16 protein-coding genes are annotated in these 16,783 nt (G+C 40.7%); 11 read left to right on the forward strand and 5 right to left on the reverse strand.

From position 1 onward, the window contains the following. Window positions 1-256: 256 nt before the first annotated feature. Genes GQR46_RS05245 through GQR46_RS05260 form a run of 4 tightly spaced genes read left to right on the forward strand, consistent with a single transcriptional unit; the run spans window position 257 to window position 4,122 of the window. Window positions 257-1,714, forward strand: coding sequence for a HAMP domain-containing sensor histidine kinase (locus GQR46_RS05245; protein ID WP_165740274.1), 1,458 nt, complete (start codon window positions 257-259; stop codon window positions 1,712-1,714). A 1-nt stretch (window position 1,715) separates the two neighbouring features. Continuing rightward, window positions 1,716-2,261 carry a hypothetical protein gene (locus GQR46_RS05250; RefSeq protein ID WP_024607489.1) on the forward strand — a complete coding sequence of 182 codons (546 nt, stop codon included), beginning with the start codon at window positions 1,716-1,718 and terminating at the stop codon, window positions 2,259-2,261. 2 nt (window positions 2,262-2,263) lie between these two features. Then, window positions 2,264-3,613, forward strand: a complete 1,350-nt coding sequence (locus GQR46_RS05255; protein ID WP_010553151.1) for a sigma 54-interacting transcriptional regulator — start codon at window positions 2,264-2,266, stop codon at window positions 3,611-3,613. Between the two features lie 8 nt (window positions 3,614-3,621). Further along, window positions 3,622-4,122 (forward strand): DUF1543 domain-containing protein, encoded by a 501-nt coding sequence (locus GQR46_RS05260; RefSeq protein ID WP_165727610.1) that lies wholly within the window; start codon window positions 3,622-3,624, stop codon window positions 4,120-4,122. Window positions 4,123-4,152: 30 nt separating this feature from the next. Here the strand turns inward: GQR46_RS05260 and GQR46_RS05265 are convergent, their stop codons facing one another. Next, window positions 4,153-4,380, reverse strand: a complete 228-nt coding sequence (locus GQR46_RS05265) for a hypothetical protein (protein WP_007581571.1) — start codon at window positions 4,378-4,380, stop codon at window positions 4,153-4,155. A gap of 132 nt (window positions 4,381-4,512) precedes the next feature. Between GQR46_RS05265 and GQR46_RS05270 the strand changes: the two genes are divergently transcribed. Then, window positions 4,513-5,763 carry a multifunctional CCA addition/repair protein gene (locus GQR46_RS05270; RefSeq protein ID WP_165740275.1) on the forward strand — a complete coding sequence of 417 codons (1,251 nt, stop codon included), beginning with the start codon at window positions 4,513-4,515 and terminating at the stop codon, window positions 5,761-5,763. A gap of 5 nt (window positions 5,764-5,768) precedes the next feature. Here GQR46_RS05270 and GQR46_RS05275 read toward each other — a convergent pair whose 3' ends face one another. The 3 genes from GQR46_RS05275 to pdsR form a co-directional block, all read right to left on the reverse strand. Then, window positions 5,769-5,933 carry a hypothetical protein gene (locus GQR46_RS05275; RefSeq protein ID WP_007581574.1) on the reverse strand — a complete coding sequence of 55 codons (165 nt, stop codon included), beginning with the start codon at window positions 5,931-5,933 and terminating at the stop codon, window positions 5,769-5,771. A gap of 281 nt (window positions 5,934-6,214) precedes the next feature. After that, window positions 6,215-8,353, reverse strand: coding sequence for a proteobacterial dedicated sortase system histidine kinase (gene pdsS, locus GQR46_RS05280; protein WP_165740278.1), 2,139 nt, complete (start codon window positions 8,351-8,353; stop codon window positions 6,215-6,217). Next, window positions 8,353-9,042 carry a proteobacterial dedicated sortase system response regulator gene (gene pdsR / locus GQR46_RS05285; RefSeq protein WP_165740280.1) on the reverse strand — a complete coding sequence of 230 codons (690 nt, stop codon included), beginning with the start codon at window positions 9,040-9,042 and terminating at the stop codon, window positions 8,353-8,355. Before pdsR ends, pdsS begins: the two co-directional genes overlap by 1 nt. 204 nt (window positions 9,043-9,246) lie before the next feature. Between pdsR and pdsO the strand changes: the two genes are divergently transcribed. The 3 genes from pdsO to GQR46_RS05300 are packed head-to-tail and all read left to right on the forward strand — an operon-like array spanning window position 9,247 to window position 12,665. After that, window positions 9,247-9,978 carry a sortase-associated OmpA-like protein PdsO gene (gene pdsO, locus GQR46_RS05290; RefSeq protein ID WP_165740282.1) on the forward strand — a complete coding sequence of 244 codons (732 nt, stop codon included), beginning with the start codon at window positions 9,247-9,249 and terminating at the stop codon, window positions 9,976-9,978. A gap of 36 nt (window positions 9,979-10,014) precedes the next feature. Then, a complete protein-coding gene (locus GQR46_RS05295; protein ID WP_165740284.1) occupies window positions 10,015-12,042 on the forward strand; it encodes a marine proteobacterial sortase target protein in 2,028 nt (675 codons plus the stop codon). Window positions 12,043-12,059: 17 nt separating this feature from the next. After that, on the forward strand, window positions 12,060-12,665 hold the full coding sequence (locus tag GQR46_RS05300; protein ID WP_165727604.1) for a class GN sortase: 606 nt from the start codon (window positions 12,060-12,062) through the stop codon (window positions 12,663-12,665). Here GQR46_RS05300 and GQR46_RS05305 read toward each other — a convergent pair. After that, complete coding sequence (locus GQR46_RS05305) at window positions 12,560-13,519, reverse strand: DMT family transporter (protein WP_165727698.1); 960 nt, start codon at window positions 13,517-13,519, stop codon at window positions 12,560-12,562. The genes GQR46_RS05300 and GQR46_RS05305 overlap by 106 nt on opposite strands. Before the next feature lie 119 nt (window positions 13,520-13,638). On the opposite strand from GQR46_RS05305, the gene proB reads away from it, so the two are divergent. The 3 genes from proB to gltX all read left to right on the forward strand — a co-directional run bounded on the left by proB (window position 13,639) and on the right by gltX (window position 16,742). Then, window positions 13,639-14,742 carry a glutamate 5-kinase gene (gene proB, locus GQR46_RS05310; protein ID WP_165740286.1) on the forward strand — a complete coding sequence of 368 codons (1,104 nt, stop codon included), beginning with the start codon at window positions 13,639-13,641 and terminating at the stop codon, window positions 14,740-14,742. Window positions 14,743-14,858: 116 nt separating this feature from the next. Further along, window positions 14,859-15,218 (forward strand): glutaredoxin domain-containing protein, encoded by a 360-nt coding sequence (locus GQR46_RS05315; protein ID WP_007581591.1) that lies wholly within the window; start codon window positions 14,859-14,861, stop codon window positions 15,216-15,218. A 39-nt stretch (window positions 15,219-15,257) separates the two neighbouring features. After that, window positions 15,258-16,742: a glutamate--tRNA ligase gene (gene gltX, locus GQR46_RS05320; RefSeq protein ID WP_165727602.1), complete on the forward strand. Its 1,485-nt coding sequence runs from the start codon at window positions 15,258-15,260 to the stop codon at window positions 16,740-16,742. The last annotated feature ends 41 nt before the right edge of the window (window positions 16,743-16,783 follow it).

Below are 16,783 nucleotides of genomic sequence, written 5' to 3' on the forward strand. Positions count from 1 at the left end.
AAGTGTTTATATTTTTAACTTGAAAGAGGTGGGAAGTTTTTACGGGGTTTATTGTAATTTTTGTGTGCCTTTTGCAACACTATGTAGTGAGATTAAAGGTAGGGTTTAAAAATCAATGGTTTACGTTGTCTCTATTTGGCGACACATTGTTTTTGTAGCGCTGGCTGTTAATCGTATTAAATATAATTGCTGGTTCAGCTAGTGTATAAGGTAAGCACTTAATAATAGAACGCTTAACTTAAAAGGACTAAACGAAATGCCAGCAACCATAGCTAAAAAATACCATGCAATGCTTAACTGGCGGCCTAATTTAATTGGGCAATTTGCAATGAGTATGCTGCTTTCGTTACTCCCGCTTTCTATAGTGGTGATTGTATTTTTAAATGCGCTTAACAAGCAATTAGCAGTGACTCAAAGTATCGTGAGTAACAACTACCAAGTTACCAAATCGTTTAACACTCTAAAACAAGAACTCAACAGCCTTGAGCGCGCCACTAGGCAAAACTGGGTATTAAAAAGCGAATCGTTAGATAAGCTCATTGTCGATAAATGGCAATCATCCCTGCAAAGTATTGATGAACTTAAATTTGTTAACACGGATAAAGATTACACCTACCAATGGCAACGCTTATATGTCACCTTACAAACAGCGCATGTAGAGCTTGTTGAGCAAAAACAACAGCAAGCGGAGCTATTTGTGCCAGTGAGCGATTTAGTTGCTGAGCTTACTTTATGGTTACGTGATAAAAATGAAGCGCAAATTACCAATAACCAAAATGAGCTTACAAGCCTACAAACTTCATTTATAAACTGGCTGGTGGCACTTATTCCGCTTACTTTAATTGTTGGTGGTGGTTTTTTATGGCGTATAAGTGGGCGACTAAAAGGGTTAACTACAGTTATTGATAAACTAGGGCAGGGGCATTGGCAGCAAAAAATATCTGTGAAAGGCTCCGCTGAGCTAGTTGAGCTAGGAGAAAAACTCCAATGGGTGCAAGAGCAACTTCATATGCTTGAGCAGCAAAAAGATACCTTTTTACGCCATGTTACCCATGAGCTAAAAACGCCGCTTGCTTCAATGGTCGAAGGCACTGATTTACTAACTGATGAAATAGTAGGCCCAATTACTGCTGAGCAAAAAGCAGTGCTTGAGCTTATTAGCCAATCTATGGTGCGCCTTCGTACAATGATTGACAGCCTGCTGAGTTATAATGCGATTCGCACCAGTAAAGACAGCCTAAGCGAAGTTGAGTTTAGCTATCTTATTAATAAAATTAATAGCCATTTTGAACATCGCTTAAGTGCGCGTCAGCAAGCTCTACAGTGGCAAAATAACTTACCTAATAAACAGCTTGCTTTGCCTAGTGAGCTTATTGAGATGATTTTAATTCAGCTTATTTCAAATGGCTTAAAATTTTCACAAGATAAGCAAAGCGTTACTATTAATTTAGCGCTTGAGCAAAACCAACTTTGTATTGCTGTACTTGATAAAGGATGCGGTATTAAAGAGCAAGAAAAAACTCAAATTTTCAGCGCATTTTATCAAGGTAAACACAGTAAAAATGTTACGCTGCAAGGCAGTGGGCTTGGCTTAACTATTGTGAAAGAGTCTGTTGAACAGCTAAGAGGTACACTTACTGTTGAGCATAACGAGCCGCATGGTTGCCGGTTTTCAATTAAAATTCCCATAACAAAAAATCTAGGAGTTAATTAACATGCGCTTGCGTTTAATCGCTATTTTATGTGTGCTCAGTAGCAGCATGGTTATATCAGGTTGTGAAATTAATAATGGGCAAGAAGAGCGTGTGTCAATTACACCTGCACCTGTGGTCGATACCAAAATAACGAATGACAAAAACAGTAAACCTAGTCCAAAACCCAGACCAAAAATTGAACCAAGCTATCCGCCTGCAGAGCAAGTTATTGCATGGCACGCTAATCAGTGTGGCGGATTTAAATTGGTGCCAAAAAAAGATATTTTTACAGGTGAAAACGATCTTAAACGTTTTTTTAAATTTATGTGCTTAAACATAAATGATGATCCAAATACGGTAATGACTAAGTTGCTAAAACTCGATCTTGCTTACTTTTGGCCAGATGATATAAAGCAATATTTATGGCTTCAAAAGCAGCAAGTGACTATGCAAATAAATGCTAAAAAAGAGCAGCAAGCACTTAACAATAAAATGCAAGAAACCCTCTCATCGTTAGCAACTATTGAGCAGCAGCTTTTACTACGAGAAGAAACTAAGGAGCAGTAACTATGGCAGCAACTAAAGTGCAAGGTGCAAAAGTATTACTCGTTGACGACGACGCTAGCTTATTAAAACTGCTCGCTATTCGTATCGAATCAAAAGGATACGAAGTAACGACCTGTGAAAGCGGCTTAACCGCACTACAAATACTTAAAAGCCAAGTGTTTGACGCCGTAATAACCGACCTACGTATGGATGAAATGGATGGCATGGCACTGCATCGTCAGCTGCAAAGCCGCTACCCTGCATTACCTGTCATTATGATGACAGCGCATGGCTCAATTCCTGATGCCGTAGAGGCAACTAAGCAGGGCATTTTTGCATTTATAACTAAACCTGTAGATAAAGATGAGCTATTTGACAGCCTTGCTAAAGCGATAGAAATACATGGTGTTAATGCAGATGAAGCAGCACCTAAAAGTAATATAGTTACGCGCAGTGGTGCAATGCTGCACTTGTTAGAGCAAGTAAAACTACTTGGGCCAACGCAGGTTAATGTATTGATTTCGGGGGCTAGTGGTACAGGTAAAGAGCTACTCGCACAGGCGATTCATCAGCATAGTCATGTAAGCGGTGGCCCTTTCGTTGCAATTAACTGCGGCGCTGTACCGGGTGAGCTTTTAGAGTCAGAATTATTTGGTCATAAAAAAGGCTCTTTTACGGGCGCAATTAAAGATCATCAAGGTTTGTTTCAACAAGCTGAGGGCGGCACGCTATTTTTAGATGAAATAGGCGATATGCCACTTAACTTGCAGGTTAAGTTATTGCGCGTATTACAAGAAAAAACAATTCGCCCCGTAGGCTTTCAAGAAGAAATAGCAATTGATGTACGTATTGTATCGGCAACACATAAAAATCTTCCTGAAGCTATTTTAAACCAGCAATTTAGAGAAGATTTATACTATCGCTTAAACGTAGTTAATTTAAAATTACCGCCACTGTGTGAACGCCGCGAAGATATAAGCTTATTAGCACAGCACTTTAGTGCAAGTATTGCTAAGCGCATGAAGCAAACTGAAAAACACTTTGCCAGCGATGCCATGCATGCGCTTGTGCGTTACGACTGGCCAGGTAATATCCGCCAACTACAAAACGTAGTAGAGCAGGTTGTAGCATTAACGCCAAGCGATGTTATTTCAGAGCACTTAGTATTAGCTGCGCTAAATAGTAACGAAACAAACGTAGAACCATTATCACTGAACGACGCTAAAAAAGAGTTTGAGCGCGACTATGTAATTAACACTTTAAAAATGGCAGGTGGTAACGTAGCCGAAGGCGCTAAGCTTGCCAAGCGCAATCGCTCAGATTTTTATAAGTTGATTAAAAAGCATAATATTGATGTTGATAATTTAGGTTAAGGAAAAGCATGCAGTTATTTATGGTGTATTTAGGTGGCCGGATTCAAGGTTGCCACATTGAAATGCATGATATTCGTTTTGTTGTAGGGCAAAACATCGAGCAAACTTATACAAAGTTAAAAAGCCAATGGGTAGGCGACAGAAGTAGTGTTCACATGGATAGCTACATGGCAATTAATGATATTGATGGCTTTAAAGTAGAGATTGTTGATACGTACGTTGAACAAAATAAACAACTCTATTTTGTAAATTTAGGCGCTTACAGAAGTGATTCTATGGCTGAGCAACACGACTTTGCACTGTATGTTGCAAGCAGTAGCCATGAAGCTAAAGAGCGGGCTAAAAGCGATTTGCTAGCAGGGCTTAGCCATATTCATAAAGATGATTTACATGACGTAGACGATTGCTTTGCCATTGATTTACTCGACAGCCAGCTAAACATTAAGTTCACGCCCAGCGGTATATCGCAGCCTATAAAGCCAGACTGGTTTGGCTATCACATACTTTAAATTATAATAAGTAGCTAAAACTGAGTAGGATTAAGAGTCCTGCTCGTTTTGTTCATCCTTTTCGCTTTTAGCCGCCATTTTAAACGCCACAATAACCAATCCAAACATAGCAAACGGCAGTGCTGCTAACATGTATTCAACCACATTACTGTCTTGAAAGTTTGCTTGTAGTAAAAAGTGACCCGCCACACACATTAAAATAACCACTAATAAAATGGGTAGTAACATAAGTTCTTTTTTTGATGAATGGTTTTTCATTAATTGTGAGGCTATAGCTGAAAATAATGCGCCATTGTAATGAGCTTACTTAAGCTTGGCAAACACCGCAGAATTTTTTAATTAATGTTATGATTAGTATCAAACAATTTTATTAATGTTTATGGGAATAAAGTGAAAAGTAACTTAAAACAAGTCTACCTCGTTGGTGGTGCAGTGCGCGACAAACTGCTAAATATAAAATCAAAAGATAACGATTATGTAGTGATTGGTGAAACACCAAAAACGATGGAATCGCTTGGTTTTGTACCAATAGGTAGCGACTTTCCGGTTTACTTGCACCCAAAAACAAAAGAAGAATATGCACTTGGGCGCACAGAGCGTAAAAGCGGCAAAGGCTATACTGGCTTTGTGGTTGATGCCAGCCCAACGGTAACGCTCGAAGAAGATTTAGCAAGACGCGATTTAACCATAAATTCAATGGCGCTTGATGAACACGGTAATATTATTGACCCGTTTAATGGCCAAGCTGACTTACAAAATAAAACACTGCGCCACACCACTGAGGCATTTGTAGAAGACCCTGTTCGAGTACTGCGTATTGCCCGTTTTTTAGCGCGCTATGGCAGTGATTGGCGTATTCACCCAAGTACGTATGCATTAATGCGCGAGCTTAAAAATAAAGGTGAGCTAAATCATTTAGTACCTGAGCGCGTGTGGCTTGAAACTGAAAAAGCACTGGGTGAAAAGCACCCTGAGCTTTATTTTGAAGCACTGCAAGGCTTAGGTATTTTTCCAGAACTTGAGCGCATGGTTAATGTACCGCAACCGGCAAACCATCATCCTGAAGGTGATGTATTTGTACATACTATGCTGGTACTTAGGCGTGCAGCCGATTTAAATTTTAATTTAGAAACACGTTTTGCTGCACTAACCCATGATTTTGGAAAAGCGCTTAGTTTTAAAAAATATGGAAACCTACGTGGGCACGAACGCGAAGGTGTTGCAGTTATTGAGGCGTTTTGTGAGCGCTTAAAAGTGCCTAACCGTTTTCGCGATGTTGGTGTACTCACCAGTGATAATCACACCCTTTGCCACACGATTGATCAGTTAAGGCCGCAAACCATTCACAAGCTAATAGTGACTAACTTAAATGCGTTGGTACACCCAGAACGTTTTACAGCGTTTACCCAAGCATGCCAATGCGATGCACAAGGGCGTGGTGAAACACTTGTTGATAAGCCATACCCGCAATCAGCTAAGCTGCGAGCAATTCATACTGAACTGCAAAAAATGGATAAGAAGCTGGTAGTGCAAAATGCACTTAAAAATGGCAAAAAAGGCCCTGAAATAGGCGAAGAAGTAAAACTTGCAGAAATAAACTGCATTAAAGCATTTTTAGAACATGAGAAGTCCCAAGCGTAATAAAATTAGACTAAGTAGTGCGATACGCCTTGGTTTTTAGTCGCGTCGTGCTTTCTTAGCTCTTTGTAGTTTGTACTTTTTGGTTTTACATTTTCAGACTCAGGTTTTTTAGAGGGCCTGTATAAGTCAAAAATAAAGTCTAGTTCTTCACGCTCTAGTGATGGTTTCATGAGTATTCCTTCAATTTAATACTTTAATATGATGTAGGGTATGGTCATTCGACTGAATTAAAAGTGAATAGTTACATTTGAAGTTGTACTAAATTGTAACCGGCAGGTTTTGAGGGATGAGAGGGGTTTATTTGTTAATTTATATGGAGTTAAGGTAAATTAAAGTAACTCTTTTTAACTAAAAATATACAGCTGAATTTAACTTATTGCGTACTTACTATTTGCATATAATGCTGTGGCTATAAATATAACGGTACAAATATAACGGTATAAATACAGCCTTAACCATTTACTAACGGCAGTGTTACGGTAAATACGACACCATCACCTTGTTCGTTGTTTTGCGCTGTTACACTGCCTTTATGGTAATCGCACACCAGTCTTACAATATAAAGTCCTAATCCCAAATGCGGTTGTTGCTGCATTTGCTGGCTACGCACCGACACCATAGAGTCAAAAATATGCTCAGTGAGTCCTTCGGGTAACGCTGGACCTGTATTACTCACTGTTAATGTTGCTTTATTTTCGCTCTGCTTAAGGCTTACATTAATCGCCGTATTGGCCTCACTAAACTCCAGCGCGTTATTAATAAGCTTATCAAGCAGTTGAGCTATAAACTCCGGTGCACCTTGCATGGGTAATTTGTTTTGGCATACAGCAAGCGTAAATAACTGGTTTGGGTAAGTAAGCTGATAGCCTTGCATGCAGCCATTTATTACTTTTTGTAAATCAAAAGGCTCAGGCTCGTTGCTTTGAATACTCTGTTCAAGGCGAGTGGCTTCGCTCATGGTGGTTATTATTTTACCTAAGCGCTCAACACCTTCACTGGCGCGATCGAGGTATTTTTGACTCAGCTCGTTTTGTGGCAAGCTTTGTAAGTTTTCGAGTGACGAGCGCACTACGGCAACAGGCGTGCGCAGCTCATGTGACAATCGCGACGACATATTCTCTAAGTAATCGGTATAGCCACCAAGTCGACTAACAATGTTTGAAAAACTACGCGACAGATCGCCAATTTCATCGTTAGCGTCGCTGTAATTAATACTGCCGGTAACACGCCCTTGTGCATCAATTGCTTGCTCAGCTGTATCGCGCAGCCGCCTAATTCGGTTCGATATACGAGAGGCAAAAAAGAACAAGGTGACAGTACCAATTAACATCACAGCTAAAATAACGTTAAAGAGTTTTTCGAGTGATTTATTACGCAGCGTACGTACGCCGTTTGTGGTTTCCTCTGCTATTACCGCGCCAATTACTTGGTCTTGAATCCAAATAGGGTAAGCGGCCGATAAAATAACGGCTTTGCTATCAGGGGTTAAGCGCCAAGACGATGCTGGTTGTCCTTTTAATGCTTTCGCTAAATGTGTGCCTTGCATAGAAGCTACATCGTGCAAGGTGTCTAAAAATTCATTTTCGGGGCGCGTTAATATTTTATAGTAAATTGGGTGTAAGTAATTTTGCTCAAAGCGCTGCCACCAAGTTTCAGGTGCCTTATTAGCAAACCCATCAGCCCATACGCCATCTGCATTTTGAATAGTACCTGTTTGTGCCAATACACGATGATGGTTATCAACTACCCAAATACGGCTGCCACTGTGGCCCATGCCTTTTAAAATACGGCTAATTTCTGGAGAGGGGACTAATACCGAGCCTAAATCGTTCGGGTTATTTAAGTTTGAGGTCGACATTATTTTTGGTTCTAACAACGCCTCTTTATTATCTACATCAACAATAGCAAAGCCAAGTTTGTTGCCCAGCATGTTAATAGGAAAGCGCAGCTCTACGTTATAACCTGATTCGGTACTTTCAAAATAGCCCTGAATTTTTGTAAAAGGTATTTTGGTTTTAGCATCAAACGCATTAACCCAGCCATCTTGGCGCGGCGCAATAATGTAAGTATTAAATTGGCCGTCAGGGGTTTTTAGGCCAATTTGTAAATAATCGTTATTGGTAATGCTTAAGCTATTTTTAGCGCGATAAATAAGGGTATTGTCGGTTACTTTAAATACGGCATATAAGTAGTTATCAAATTTTCCCACCATGTGATCAAACGATAAGTCACTGGCTTGATGTTTGTTATCTGTTTTTTGTAAGTAGCGCTTGTCGTAATGCCAAAATAACGGTTGGTAGCTGTCCCAATCGGTGAGTTTACCGTCTAATTGAATAGGGTTTTTAAGATTATAAGCGTATAAATCGCGGCCTTTTACTACTTGGTCTAAAAAGTTGGTTTGCTCGTCAAATAATGCGGGGCGCTCATGCAATGCGGTAGCAAGCGCTCGAGTGGTGCCTACGAGGGTTTTTTCTTGGCCTTGGCGTAAAAACTTTTCCATTTCCCATACGTACTCGTAGCCAAGCCACGGTAGCAAAAACAAAAAACATGAAAGTAATATAAATTTACTGCGCAGACCAAATCGTAGCATTAGTGTTGTTCCCACCGATAGCCCATGCCATACACGGTATCTATGCAATCAAAGGCGCTGTCGAGTGCTATAAACTTTTTACGAATACGCTTTACGTGTGAAGTAATAGTACTGTCGTCTACATAAATTTTTGCATCGCTCATTAATTCGTTACGGCTTTTAACATGGCCAGGTCGCTGGGCGAGTGAATGCAGCATCCAAAATTCGGTTACGGTTAAATCAACTAATTGTTGTTGCCAAAAAACCTGCATACGTTGTGTGTCGAGTGTTAACTGCCCGCGTGTTATGAGTGCGTTTGCATCAGCGGGTTGTTCAAGTGCTTCCATTCGGCGAAATAGCGCACCAATACGTGCAGCCAAGTGAGCTAGGCTTATGTCTTTTGTTAGGTAGTCGTCGGCGCCCATGCGCAGACCGCATACGGTATCTATTTCGCTATCGCGGGCGGTTAAAAAAATAATAGGCAGTGTTTTAGAAAGCGATCGCAATGTTTGGCACAGTAAAAAACCACCATCTATTTCATGGCCTAGGCCAATATCAACAATGGCTAAGTCGGGCAGGGCATTTTTAAATGCAGCTTCTGCGCTGACGCGATCTGCAAAGCCACTCACTTGGTAGCCCTGTGCGCTAAGCATCTCTATATAGTTTTCGCGGATTGCGGGTTCATCTTCAATGATGGCTATTTTTTTCATTCTAATCATTATCCTATTGCCTCTGTTGTGCACTATAACGAAGTTCTTAACCTAAGTAAGGTTAAAAAGGCAATTGCCATTTTTTTGCCACAATTGATCAGCAGTTTGCCATTTTTGCTCCCCTTTATTGCCACTTGAACTTGTTTTAATACACCCATCAAAACAAAACATCACAAATTAAAAAGTAAGTTTAAGGATCAAATCATGAAGAAGACATTAATTGCGTTAACACTGATTGCTAGTTTTTGTACTCCAGCAATTGCCTCAACATCTAACACGCCATCAAAAGAAGCCCATAAAGAAACGGCTATTGGGCTAGGTGCAGGCGCTATTATTGGCGGCGTAGTAGGCGGGCCAATAGGTGTGTTTATTGGGGCATTTGCCGGAGGCTTAATAGGCGATTCAAAAGTCGCTGATAACAAAATTGCAGAGCAAGAGCGTGCAATTACGGTTATGAAAGAAAAAACCAGCGATTACCAACACGTGCTTAAACACAACAATATGTTAGAGCAACAGCTAGAAGTGCTTGCCAATCAAAATGAGCAGTTAACTCAAGTTCAAATTAATAACTTATTGGCGATGACGGTACAATTTAAAACAGGTTCAAGTGTTATTGCCCCGCATTTTGCACTGCAGTTAGACCAACTCGTTACCTTGTTAAACAACCAACCACAACTCGTACTTGATTTAAGTGGCTTTGCCGATCAACGCGGCGATGAGCAAACTAACCTTTTACTTTCTAAAGCGCGTGTAAATGCCGTGCAAAGCTATTTAATAAAACACGGCGTGAGCCACAAACGTTTAAGCACGCAGGCATTTGGCGAGCAGCAAACATTGGCTAATAGCAACACGGTGGAAGATAACTTTTTTGATAGACGCGTAACGCTTACAACTCGCTCAATGAACCCAGCAAATGGCCAAACGGCGAGTAACTAAAACTATTTAAAACAAAGCGTTCGATGGAGTGATTTTATGTTGAGTAAACCAACCAAAATGCTTACTAAAGTAAGCATTTTTATATTCATAGCGATTGTGCTGTTAGTGAGCTTTAAAAGCCATGCGCAATCACCCAAGTTAGAGCTTTTTGATAGCAATGGTGCGCCAGCAGGCCCAGCAATAATATTAAAAAGCGACGCCAATATGACCTTAACTGGCCTAATTAATCATGTTGTAGCTACGCAAACCTATCAAAACGAAAACCCGTTTGCAGTTAACGCGCGCTACGTTTTTCCATTGCCTGATGAAAGCGCCGTACATGCCATGACGATGCGTATAGGTGAGCGAGTCATTAAAGGCCAAATTGATAAAAAAGTGGAAGCCGAAAAAAAATACGAGGAGGCTAAAAAAGCAGGTAAGCAAGCGGCCCTTGTACGCCAGCAACGCGCCAATATGTTTATTACTAATGTGGCAAATATTGGTCCTGGTGAGCAAGTAGTAATTGAGCTTGAGTATCAAGAAATAATTGACTACAGCAGCGGTACATTTGCTATTAGATTTCCGACTACCATTACACCGCGTTATCACGCGATTAGTGGTGAGGTTGAGGTTAATACTCAACACCAAACGCACGTTACCCCATTGCCAACTGGGTGGTTAAGCCCTGTTTACAGCATTCAAAGCAGCACTCAAAATATCACTCAAAACAGTACTCAAACAGATAATGTACCAAGTAGCCAATTTAGCTTAAACATTGATATAGATGTCGGCTTAGAGCTGGTGGATATCAATTCTAAATTTCATAATGTTGATGTACAAAACACTGCGTTTGGGCAATATAAAATAGCGTTAAATGAGATAAATGCAGTTAATCGCGACTTTGTACTTGAGTTTAAACCGCTGCAAAAAGAGCAAGCTCAAGCTGCATTTTTTACTCAGCAGTTTGAAAATGGTGACCGATACGGGCTTGCTATGCTAATGCCACCGGGGGATCACTTTACACAAACTCAGCGATTACCTCGCGAAATGGTATTTGTAGTTGATACGTCTGGCTCTATGCACGGGCAATCTATGGAGCAAGCTAAAAAAGCGTTGTTTTATGCGCTGTCATTACTTGATAGCGACGACAGTTTTAACATTATTGGTTTTGATAACATAGTGACTCCAATGAGCGATAAACCACTTATAGCCAGCGACTTTAATTTACGCCGTGCAGAGCGATTTATTTATAGCCTCGAAGCCGATGGCGGCACTGAAATACAAGGTGCCCTTAATGCCGTACTTGATGGCAGCGAGTTTGATGGTTTTGTACGCCAAGTTGTATTTTTAACTGATGGTAGCGTAAGTAATGAAGACGCATTGTTCAAAAATATTCAAAGTAAATTAGGTGATAGCCGCTTATTTACAGTGGGTATTGGCAGCGCACCTAACAGCTTTTTTATGCGCCGAGCGGCAGATATAGGCAAAGGCTCATTTACGTTTATAGGCAGCACAAGTGAGGTGCAACCTAAAATGCAGCAGTTGTTTGATAAACTTGCACATCCGGCTATTACTAATTTGGCGCTAAGCGATGAAAGCGGTAACAACTTAGATTTTTGGCCATCACCACTCCCTGATTTATATTTTGGCGAGCCTATCATGGTCGCTATAAAACTTAATAATGCTAAAAGTGTGGTACTTGCTGGGCAAACAGCACAAGGGCCTTTAAGTATTAAATTAAGTACACAAAATAGCTCAAGCGCTCAAGGTATAGCAAAACTGTGGGCGCGCCAAAAAATTAAGTCATTACTTTTATACAACGAGCAAAATACCGTTAAAGATGAAGTACAGGAGCTTGCACTTACTCATCAATTACTTAGCCCGTTTACTGCTTTTATAGCGATTGAACAAACTCAAATAAAAGAAGTGGCAGAGCAAACGGCGCAAGCTACTAATGCAGTACCACAAGGTATGGCGATGCGTTTACCACAAACAGATGGGCAAAGTAGGCTGCACATATTATTAGGCTGTATTTTATTATTAGGATTTGGCGCTCTTAAATTTAAACACAGAGCGAATCCCTAAATGAAAAGAGACTTAAAATGAAAAGGTGGCTAAGCGTGGGCTTACTAATAGCTGGGCTTGGATTATTTGGTCACGGTACTTATATGCAGGCAAAAGCGTGGCTTGCTCAAGTATTAATTGAACAGGCATGGCAAGAGGCACTTAAATCACCCGGGATTAAAGTAAGGCCGTGGTATTACGCCGACAGCTACGTTACTGCAAAGCTTGATTGGCCAAGCCATAATAAAACATTAAGCGTATTGGCTGGAGCGAGTGGTCGTAATTTAGCATTTGCGCCTAGCCAATTTTTACCCGCAGGGGAGCTTGGCGGAAAAGAATTTGGAAACGAAAAAGGCGCGCTAATAGCAGGGCATAACGACACCCACTTTGCATTTTTACAAAACGCAAAAGTGGGGGAAGCGTTTACTTTGCAGCTGCAAAGTGGGGTGATACAAAATTATAAAGTAACGGGGATTGAGGTTATTCATCAATCCCAAAACTCATTTTTACAAACACCTGGGCTGTATTTGCTTACCTGTTATCCTTTTGATTCGCTTGCCTCGGGTACTGATTTAAGATTGCTTGTATCTGCGCAAATGTCTTCGCCCGATTCGCTAAGCGGTATATCAACCACGAGCTCTTGATGGCGCTGGCTTATCATTACGCCAATAAATACCACAAATATGCTCAGCCATTGCCAAACGTTGAGCACTTCGCCCAAAATAATAGCTGACAAAATAAGTGTAAAAATAGGAATTAAATTAGAGTACGCAGCAGCGGTTAATACCGATACCTTGCTAATTGCATAGTTGTACATGCCGTAGCCGCCAAGGGTTACACACGAACCTAAATACAAAATGCTCATGAGCGCAGTTAAGTCGTGTTGGTTTTCGCTTGGTAGGTCGATAAAAAATAAAAATGGCGCAAAAAACAAGCTGCCACTAATACCTTGCAACGCAATTAAAGTCAGGGGCGAGTAGCGATTAGCTAAATGTTTAATACTTACGGTATAAAATGCAGCGCACACCATAGCCATAAGCTCTAAAAAGTTACCCAACAACGGATTAGGTGCCTGCTCAGAACTTGGTGAAAGAAGCGTAAGTAAAATACTGCCGCCAATACACAGCGTAAAACCAACAACAATGGCTTTGCTTATGTATTCTTTAAGTAATAAAAAGGCAAGTAGCGCAATAATTATAGGCAAGCACGATACAATAACACCGGCCTGCGAAGCCGAAGTATATTCCATTGCATGGCCTTCAAATAAAAAGTACAAACAAGGCTCAGCAAGCGACATACCCACTAAATACTTCCAGTCACCTTTTAAATACTCAAACCGAATAACATAGCGCCATAAACAAAGCGATAAAACTAACGTGGTGAGCATGCGTAAAAATATTACCAATGCAGGGTCATAAATAGCAATGGCGTATTTGAGCGCTATAAAAGAGCTGCCCCATAAAAAGGTGGCAATAATTAAACATAAACTGGCAGGCATAGAGAGTAATTTACATAATTTAATAAAATCAGATCCTAGCATGAATATTTTTAACTTGTTCAAAAATACCGAGCTGGTATAAATTAATTCATCTTTAATTAATGATTAGTAAAAAGCACATGCAAAGGGAACAGGTAATAGTTGTAAAGCTTGGTACAAGCGTTCTTACTGGTGGCACCGATAAGCTAGACAAAGCACATATGGTTGAATTAGTACGCCAATGCTGCGAGCTTAAAAAGCAGGGGCATCAGGTTATTTTAGTATCGAGCGGCGCGGTAGCTGCTGGGCGCGAACAACTATTAAAACCCTGTGGCAGAAGCTTAATTGATAAACAAATGCTTGCTGCAATTGGACAAGGTCAACTTATTCATATTTGGCAGAGCTTGTTTGCTTTATATGGGGTAAATGTAGGGCAAATGCTGCTTACTCGCGCTGATGTAGACGACAGAGAGCGCTACCTTAATGCCCGCGATACACTCAATGCGTTATTAAATTACGACGTTGTGCCCATCATTAACGAAAATGACGCAGTCGCTACCAGTGAAATAAAAGTAGGCGACAACGATAATTTATCGGCACTTGTCGCTATTTTGGCTAATGCTAATAAATTATTGCTACTTACCGATCAAGAAGGGTTATTTACCAGCGATCCTCGCACAAATGCCGATGCCACCCTCATTGGCGAAGTAACACATATAAACGATGAGCTGCGCCAACTTGCTGGTGGCAGTGGTACAAACTTAGGTACTGGCGGCATGGCGACTAAACTGCAAGCCGCTGACATTGCAAGGCGCGCAGGCGTTGAAGTTATTATTGCTAAAGGCGCAGGTAAAAACGTTATTTTAAAATGCATGAGTGACGAGTTACCAGGCACGCGTTTTTTAAAACTCACCGCTCCAAAAGATGGCCGTAAAAAATGGTTACTAGCCGGGCCTAAAAGTACCGGCCAAATTGTTATAGATGCAGGTGCTATTACAGCGCTGCAAAATAAAGGCGCAAGCTTACTTGCTAAAGGCGTTACTAATGCATTTGGACGTTTTGAACGCGGTGATTTAATTGATTTAATAGATAATAAAAATCAAGTAATTGCACGGGGCTTAACGCGCTTTAGTAGTACCGAGGTAAATAAAATAAAGGGTGCGCACTCTAGTCAAATAGGCCTATTACTCGATTACGATAGTGGCGCAGAAGTACTTCATAGGGATGATATGGTATTGCTATAGAAGCACTTTTAGTAAATTAAATTACTTGAGTGTAATTCTCGCAGTATTACACTTTTTTGATTGTAAATTTGTGCTAAAATCTGGCTCCTTAAATTGTTGTAAGCAGAGCACAGAACATGAAATTAGTTCGTTGGTTTTTAGGTTGTATAATCTTATTCTTTAATTTTGTATTTACTCCTCGCAGTAAAAAGCGTGCAAGCGACGAGCAAGCACAGCTTGATCAGCAAACCTCACAATTTAAACTGTATCAATTTAAAGCATGCCCGTTTTGTGTAAAAGTACGTCGCGCTATTAAACGCGAAGGCTTAAACATAGAAACGCGTGATGCAAAAGACAATGAGCAATATCGTCAAGAGCTACTAGAGCAAGGCGGCAAAGTTAAAGTGCCTTGCCTGCGTATAGAGCAAAACGGCCAAGTACAATGGCTGTACGAATCAAACGATATTATTGCTTACTTAAACAAAGTAGCTGCATAAACCACTTTTACTATCTCACTTATTTAAAGAGAATATACCATGACAATTCGCACCCGTGTTGCCCCGTCGCCAACTGGTGACCCGCATCTTGGCACCGCTTATATCGCCTTATTTAACTACTGTTTTGCTAAACAACAAGGCGGTGAATTTGTACTTCGTATAGAAGATACAGACCAAGTACGTAGCACGCCAGAGTCTGAACTTGCGATTATGGATAGCCTACGTTGGTTAGGGCTTGAGTGGGATCATGGTCCTGATGTGGGTGGCGAATTTGGTCCTTACCGTCAATCTGAGCGTAGCGATTTATATAAAAAATACGCGCATCAGTTAGTTGACGATGGTAAAGCGTTTTACTGCTTTGCAACAAGCGAAGAGCTTGATCAAATGCGTGAAGAGCAAATGGCAGAAGGCCTACGCCCTAAATATGACGGTCGTGGTTTAAACCATACAGATGAAGAAATTAAAGCAAACTTAGCTGAAGGCAAACCTTACGTTATACGTATGAAAATCCCAAGCGAAGGCACATTTAAGTTTAACGACTACCTACGTGATGAAATTGAGATCCCGTGGGAAAACGTAGACATGCAAGTACTTTTAAAAGCAGATGGTTTTCCAACGTACTTTTTAGCGAACGTAGTTGATGACCACCATATGGAAATTAGCCATATTTTCCGTGGTGAAGAATGGATTAACTCAGCGCCTAAGCTATTAAAGCTTTATGAAGATTTTGGTTGGGAAGCGCCAGTACTTGGTCACTTACCGTTATTACGTAACCCAGATAAATCAAAGCTGTCTAAGCGTAAAAACCCAACGTCTATTAACTACTATAAAGAAATGGGCTACCTGCCAGAAGCCGTGCTTAACTATTTAGGCCGTATGGGTTGGTCAATGCCTGATGAGCGTGAAAAATTCACACTCAATGAAATGATTGAAAACTTCGACATGAAGCGCGTATCGCTTGGTGGTCCAGTATTCGACGTAGATAAATTAAGCTGGTTAAACGGCATGTGGATCCGTGAAAATCTAACCGACGAGCAGTTAATTCAGCGCTTTGTTGATTGGAAGTTTAACGGCGAAATGTTAGCTAAAATATTACCAGAAGTTAAAACACGTATTAATACGCTGTCGGATATGGTTGAGCTTGCAGGGCACTTTGTAGGTGGTATTCCAACTTACGATCCTGCGCTATTAACAGCCGGCAAAGCAGACGAAAACGTGATTCGCCAAGCGCTACAATTTTTTGTATGGCAGCTTGAAGGTTTACGTAGCTTTGAAAAGCCCGCTATTTTTGCAATTGCAAAAGAAGTGGCTACATTCCACGAGCTTAAGATTAAAGACTTTTTAGAGCCAATATTTGTCGCAATTACTGGCAAAACATCAAGTACGTCAGTGCTTGATGCAATGGAAATATTAGGGTCTGACTTATCACGTGCTCGTTTACGTGTAGCACTTGCCCATTTAGGTATTTCTAAAAAGCAGGCTAAAAATATAGAGCGTGCGTACCGCGAATACCCAAGTACATAATTATTAAACGTACTTTTAAAAGCCGAGCTTTATTAAGCTCG

Source organism: Pseudoalteromonas sp. Z1A6 (assembly GCF_011378745.1).
GTDB classification, from domain to species: domain Bacteria; phylum Pseudomonadota; class Gammaproteobacteria; order Enterobacterales; family Alteromonadaceae; genus Pseudoalteromonas; species Pseudoalteromonas arctica.